The sequence below is a fragment of the Micromonospora sp. NPDC047753 genome, from assembly GCF_040642735.1.
In the GTDB taxonomy this organism is placed as follows: domain Bacteria; phylum Actinomycetota; class Actinomycetes; order Mycobacteriales; family Micromonosporaceae; genus Micromonospora.
The window spans coordinates 1-3879 of sequence record NZ_JBEYSL010000575.1; the positions used below are offsets into that span (position 1 = coordinate 1).

The following is a 3879-nucleotide window of genomic DNA, read 5'->3' on the forward strand; positions in this document are numbered from 1 at the left end:
CCTGTTGTCCGATGGGCCGGACGGGTCCGACGTTCGGACGGGTCCGGTGGCGCGCCCTCCGGCCGGCTGTCACGATCTCCGGCATGTCCGTCGCGGCCCGTCGTCGAGCACCTGGAGCAGGATGTTGAAGACGTCCGGGTGGGCCTTCTCGATCTCGTCGAGCAGCACCACCGCGTACGGGCGGCGACGCACCGCCTCGGTGAGCTGACCGGCCTCCTCGTAGCCGACGTATCCGGGCGGCGCGCCGACCAGCCGACTGACCGTGTGCCGCTCCTGGAACTCGCTCATGTCCACCCGGACCATCCGGTCCGCCTCGCCGAACAACGCCTCGGCCAGGGCCCGCGCCAACTCGGTCTTGCCGACGCCGGTCGGGCCGAGGAACAGGAAGCTGCCCATCGGCCGCTCCGGGTCGGCCAGCCCGGCCCGGGAACGGCGCACCGCCTCGGCGACCGCGGTGACCGCGTCGTCCTGACCGACCACCTTCTGGTGCAGGTGACCCTCCAGGCGCAGCAACCGGTCGCGTTCCTCCTCGGTGAGCTGGCTGACCGGGATGCCGGTGGCCCGGGAGACCACCTCGGCGATCTCCTTGGGGCCCACCTCGGGCACCTGGGATCCGGACGAGCCGTCCTCGCCGTTGGCGCGTCGGATGTCCTCCTCCAGCTCGGAGATCCGGTCGCGCAGCGCGGAGGCCCGCTCGTACTGCTCGTCGGTGACGGCCTGTTCCTTGTCCCGGCGTACCTCGTCGAGTTCCTGCTCCAGCTCGCGCACGTCGGACGCGGGGGTGCGGGTCCGCAGCCGCACCCGGGCGCCGGCCTGGTCGATGAGGTCGATCGCTTTGTCCGGCAGGAACCGGTCGGTGACGTACCGGTCGGACAGCTCGGCGGCCGAAACCAGCGCCTCGTCGGTGAAGCGCACCTGGTGGTGGGCCTCGTACCGGTCGCGCAGCCCGCGCAGGATGGCGATGGTGTCGTCGACGCTGGGCTCGGGCACCAGCACCGGCTGGAAGCGCCGGGCCAGGGCGGCGTCCTTCTCGATGCTCTTGCGGTACTCGTCCAGCGTCGTCGCGCCGATCACCCGCAGCTCGCCGCGGGCGAGGGCGGGTTTGAGCATGTTCGACGCGTCCATTCCGCCCTCGCTGCCGGCGCCACCGGCCCCGACCAGGGTGTGGATCTCGTCCATGAAGATGATCAGCTCGTCCCGGTGCGCCCGGATCTCGTCGATCACCTTCTTCAGCCGTTCCTCGAAGTCACCCCGGTAACGGGTGCCGGCGACCAGACCGGCCAGGTCGAGCTGGACGACCCGCTTGCCGAGCAGGGTCTGCGGTACGTCGCCGTCGCAGATCCGTTCGGCCAGCCCTTCGACGATGGCGGTCTTGCCGACGCCCGCCTCGCCGATCAGCACCGGGTTGTTCTTGGTCCGCCGGGACAGGATCTCCACGGCCTGCTCGATCTCGTCGGCCCGCCCGATCACCGGGTCGATCTGGTCGTTGCGGGCCAGGTCGGTGAGGTCCTGCCCGTACTGGTCCAGGGTGGGGGTGCCACGGTCCGGCTTCGGCCCGGTCATCGGCCCTCGCTCGGCGTTGGCGGCCTGCAACGACTCGGGTTGGATCCGGCCGGCGGCCAGCATCCGCCCGGCCGGCGACTCCGGGTTGAGCGGCAGCGCCATCAGGATGTGCTCGGGGCCGATGTAGTTGGCGCCCATCGCGCGGGACAGCTGATGGGCGTCGAGCAGCGCCCGCTTGGCCGCGGGGGTCAACGAGAGGTTGGGCGGCACCTCCCCGCGTGGCGCGCCGTCGCCCTTTCCGCCGAGGGCGTTGAGCAGGGTGTCCGGGTCGGCGCCGGCCCGGCGTACCAGGTCACGCAGCGGTTCGCGTTGCAGCGCCGCCCAGAGCAGGTGGTCGGTGTCCAGGTCGCTGCTCTGGCGTTGCGCGGCCCGTCGGGCCGCGTCGGCCAGCATCTCCCGGGCGTCGGCCGTCATCAGTCGGGTGATGTCGACCCGGTGCGGCGGTCGGCGCCCTCCCTCGCCCCGGCCGAAGTACCTGGCCAGGAATTCGTCCCACGGGTCGGAGCCGATGTCACCGGGTCCCATCATGTCTGTCCTCCGCAGTAGGGCTCGGCACGGTCGGCAGGGGCTACCCGGCGCGCGCCCCGACAAACGCCGCAGGTGGCGAAGGACCGGCATTCCGGGAGTGGCGTCGGGCCAGGGCCGGGCGGTGGTGGCAGGCTGACCGGATGGATGAGACCCCGCTGCTGATCGTGGATGGCGCCAACGTGGTGGGCTCGCGCCCGAACGGGTGGTGGCGTGACCGTGCCGGGGCCGCTGCCCGGTTGCGCGACTCGCTCGCCCCGGTGGCGACCATCGGGTTGCCGGCCCGGCTGACCGCTCCGGTGGAGGTGGTCCTGGTGGTCGAGGGGGCCGCGCGGGGCGTGCCGGGCACCGAGGGTGTGCGGGTGGTCTCCGCCGCCGGTTCCGGCGACGACACGGTGGTCGAGCTGGTGGAGGGCGCGCCGCGGCGTCGGCGGCTGGTGGTCACCGCCGACCGGGAGTTGCGCGGCCGGGTGACGGCGCTGGGCGCGGAGGTGTACGGCCCGCGTTGGCTCCGCGAGAACCTGACCAGCAACTGAGAAATTCTCGCACTGGGACTCCCACAGATCGGACTCCCGGCGCTTCCGAGGGCCTTCCGGACAGGCGGGCAGGAACACCGACAGGGCGGATGTTCTTTCGGAACCGGCGATAGGCTCTAATGGAGATCTCCCCGCCCCCAGGAGGTTCCGCCGTGGCGAGCGTCGCCGAGCTGAAGGCTGCCATCGATGTCGCCCTCCAACAGATCGGAGACGGGCAGACAGCCGTGCAGGCGGCCGGCGAGAAACTCTCCGAGGCACAGCAGACCCTGGCCGGGGCGCTGGAGGGCAGCGGGCACGAGACGGTGGAGGCGGCCCAGGCGTCGCTGACCCAGGCCAGCCAGGAGCTGGAGGAGTGTCTCGCCGCGACACTTGTCGCGGTGGAGCAGGCGCAGCTCTACGTCTCCACCCTGTAGGCCGTCATGTCCATCATCGAGGATGTCGGCGGGCAGGTCCGTGCCGCCACCGAGGAGTTCCCAGTCGCGCTGCTCGGGCAGGCCCTGGAGAAGTTTGGCCTGGCCGCGGAGCGGCTGCGCTGGGTACGACAGGAGTCGGCCAACCCGATGGGGGTGCCCGAGCTCTCCGCCGCCACCGAGCACGCCGAGAGCGCCGGCTACGCGCTGCGGGTGGCCCAGGAACAGCTGTCGGCGTACCTGACGGCGATCGGGCTCGGCGCCGACGGCACCCCGGCGCCCCGCCCTGAGCAGCAACGCGCTCCCCGACACGACACGCCACCGGTGCCCGGGCCCGCCGCGGTCGCGCCGGAGCCGGCCGAGCAGGTGCGAATGCGCCGCTGGTGGTCGGTGCGGGTGGCCGAGCTGACCGGCGGGCGCGAGGGCACCGACGACGAGCCCGACGAGCGGGTGGTCGACTCCCAGGAGCTGCTGCGCCGAGTGGTGGGTGGTGTCCGCTCCGGCGACCGGGACCGGCTCCGCAAGGAGCTGCGCCGAGCCCCGGCCGACGTGGGGCTGGGCATGGCGGCGCTGGCGCCGCCGCTGCTGCGTGAGCTGGCCGGCGAGTTGCTCGGGCACCCGCCTCGCGCCACCGATCTCGGGCGGCTGCGCGGCGAGTTGGACGGACGCGTGCGCGACCTGCTGCCCGGGTTGCCGCCGCCGGTGCTGGAGACGTTGCTGACCCGGGTGTGCCGGATGCCGCCGCCGCGCGCCTCGGGGGAACCACCGCACGCCGCCGACTCCGCGGTGACCGCCGGGGTGGCGACCGGGCTGCTGCTCGCCCGCCTGGGCCGGGACCTGCCGGC

The 3879-nt window shown here is 73.1% G+C and carries 4 protein-coding genes; 3 read left to right on the top strand and 1 reads right to left on the bottom strand.

Annotated elements, in window-relative coordinates; genetic code table 11:
- Positions 1-69: 69 nt before the first annotated feature.
- Complete coding sequence (locus ABZ749_RS31135; RefSeq protein ID WP_357234050.1) at positions 70-2091, bottom strand: ATP-dependent Clp protease ATP-binding subunit; 2022 nt, start codon at positions 2089-2091, stop codon at positions 70-72.
- Positions 2092-2231: 140 nt separating this feature from the next.
- Here ABZ749_RS31135 and ABZ749_RS31140 point away from each other — a divergent pair, with 140 nt between their 5' ends.
- The 3 genes from ABZ749_RS31140 to ABZ749_RS31150 form a co-directional block, all read left to right on the top strand.
- Entirely contained in the window at positions 2232-2624 is a 393-nt protein-coding gene (locus ABZ749_RS31140; protein ID WP_357234053.1) for a hypothetical protein, read from the top strand.
- 152 nt (positions 2625-2776) lie between these two features.
- Entirely contained in the window at positions 2777-3037 is a 261-nt protein-coding gene (locus ABZ749_RS31145) for a hypothetical protein (protein WP_030332749.1), read from the top strand.
- A gap of 6 nt (positions 3038-3043) precedes the next feature.
- Positions 3044-3879: hypothetical protein (locus ABZ749_RS31150; RefSeq protein WP_357234056.1), on the top strand; the 836-nt coding region annotated here is incomplete at its 3' end.